Annotated in this window: 1 CRISPR repeat array. The window is 72.0% G+C overall.

Annotated elements, in window-relative coordinates:
• The first annotated feature begins 38 nt into the window (after positions 1–38).
• Positions 39–2,506: direct repeats of the CRISPR family, unit length 28 nt; unit sequence GGAAGATCCCCGCGCGTGCGGGGACGAC.
• The last annotated feature ends 35 nt before the right edge of the window (positions 2,507–2,541 follow it).

The raw sequence follows: 2,541 nt of genomic DNA on the forward strand, positions 1-2,541 counted from the left end.
ACGACATCCTCTACTGGCACACCAGCCCCGGCCTCCAGGGAAGATCCCCGCGCGTGCGGGGACGACGTCGTTCATGCCGCACCCCTCCATACCTCCCGCGGAAGATCCCCGCGCGTGCGGGGACGACGCCACCGCCTCCTGCGCATCGCCAGCAGGGGGCGGAAGATCCCCGCGCGTGCGGGGACGACGAGCATGTTCCGCACGGTGTCGGGTCGCACGAAGGAAGATCCCCGCGCGTGCGGGGACGACGAGCTCGGCGAGGTAGCGATCGACCGAGTCGACGGAAGATCCCCGCGCGTGCGGGGACGACGTCCTCGGGCGTGACGCCGCATGCGACGAGCCCGGAAGATCCCCGCGCGTGCGGGGACGACGCCCACTTTCAGCGCGTGCCGGTGCCCTTGCACGGAAGATCCCCGCGCGTGCGGGGACGACTCCACGAGTCGGTCGGAGACGTCACCCCAGGTTGGAAGATCCCCGCGCGTGCGGGGACGACCCGACCAGCTGCTGGACAGCCAACCGCTCCCGGGGAAGATCCCCGCGCGTGCGGGGACGACCAATCGCCCCTCAAGCGGAGCACGACCGGAACGGGAAGATCCCCGCGCGTGCGGGGACGACGCCCAGGGCGAAGAGCATGGGCGTCTCGAAGCTGGAAGATCCCCGCGCGTGCGGGGACGACTCGCGTGCGCGCGCCCGCGCGCCTTGAGCCCCGGGAAGATCCCCGCGCGTGCGGGGACGACTCACCGCTCTCCGAATTTCAAACCTCCCCCGCGGGAAGATCCCCGCGCGTGCGGGGACGACGTCTTCTGGCCGACTGGGCCCGGCCCGAACGATGGAAGATCCCCGCGCGTGCGGGGACGACGTGCGGAAACTCCGGAATGCCATTCCCGCAGGCGGAAGATCCCCGCGTGTGCGGGGACGACGGCAACGAACTCGTACTGCGCCGAGGCGTCCAGGGAAGATCCCCGCGCGTGCGGGGACGACCGATCGTGGCGCGCCGCGCTACGGGACAGGGACGGAAGATCCCCGCGCGTGCGGGGACGACATCGCCGAGCGTCAAAGCGCTGTTCTGACCGCCGGAAGATCCCCGCGCGTGCGGGGACGACTGGGCCGGCTGGCGCGGTAGCGGGTCGCGCCGGGGAAGATCCCCGCGCGTGCGGGGACGACGCGCTGGTGACGCTCAGGCGCAGGCAGACGCAGGGAAGATCCCCGCGCGTGCGGGGACGACGGGTACCCGGGTCGGCAGCGGCGCCGAGAGGGAGGAAGATCCCCGCGCGTGCGGGGACGACCTCTACGACCTTGGTGCGACACGGCATCCGTCCGGAAGATCCCCGCGCGTGCGGGGACGACCGGCACATGGAACCAGGACTCCACGCGGGTCTGGGAAGATCCCCGCGCGTGCGGGGACGACGGGGAGGGGCAACGGAGGACGAGCGGAGGAGTAGGAAGATCCCCGCGCGTGCGGGGACGACCCAGGGCTGACGCGGCCCTCGCCGATCCAATGGGGAAGATCCCCGCGCGTGCGGGGACGACGCGCCACGAGGGTCCCCTATGCCGCAAAGAACGGGAAGATCCCCGCGCGTGCGGGGACGACCGGCGCTGTTGATGGCCGGACATGCTCCAGACCGGAAGATCCCCGCGCGTGCGGGGACGACAGATGCATCGGTCTAGAGTGTCGACCATGCCAGGGAAGATCCCCGCGCGTGCGGGGACGACCGCGGCGGGGTGAGCTGGAAACGAATCGAGCAGGGAAGATCCCCGCGCGTGCGGGGACGACGGCGATTGGGCTGATATCCACGGCGACGGCGAGGGAAGATCCCCGCGCGTGCGGGGACGACGCTGATCCGGAAGTCAGGATACTCCGGCCGTCCGGAAGATCCCCGCGCGTGCGGGGACGACTCAGTTGGCGGGCAGGTTCGCGTCGGAGGCCAGGGAAGATCCCCGCGCGTGCGGGGACGACGTCGAGTCCCAGAGGTCCTCACCGGCGCGCGGGGGAAGATCCCCGCGCGTGCGGGGACGACCGGACCCCTGGGCGGACGGGTCGCAAGGAAACGGGAAGATCCCCGCGCGTGCGGGGACGACCCCTCGGCGCGTGAGCCGGTATTTCCGGCAGGAGGAAGATCCCCGCGCGTGCGGGGACGACCTCCCGGTCGGTGTGGCGCCGGCCGGGAGCCGCGGAAGATCCCCGCGCGTGCGGGGACGACCTTATCGCGCCGTTCTGGAGGAGCTCGCTACGAGGAAGATCCCCGCGCGTGCGGGGACGACTCGACCTGGCGGCTGAGCAACACGTTGAGCAGAGGAAGATCCCCGCGCGTGCGGGGACGACTGGCCCGGCTGGCCCACTGGGGCCTGGCCGACGGGAAGATCCCCGCGCGTGCGGGGACGACGCCACCGACCCGGCCGCCCGTGACGATGACGGGGGAAGATCCCCGCGCGTGCGGGGACGACACGGGAGCGCCCTTGGGTCGCTCTCTCGCTGTCGGAAGATCCCCGCGCGTGCGGGGACGACCCACGCGCTCGCCCGTATAATGTGGCTCACTGTGG

Origin of the sequence: Protofrankia sp. Cj3, assembly GCF_917627355.1 — a bacterium.
Taxonomy (GTDB): Bacteria; Actinomycetota; Actinomycetes; order Frankiales; family Frankiaceae; genus Protofrankia.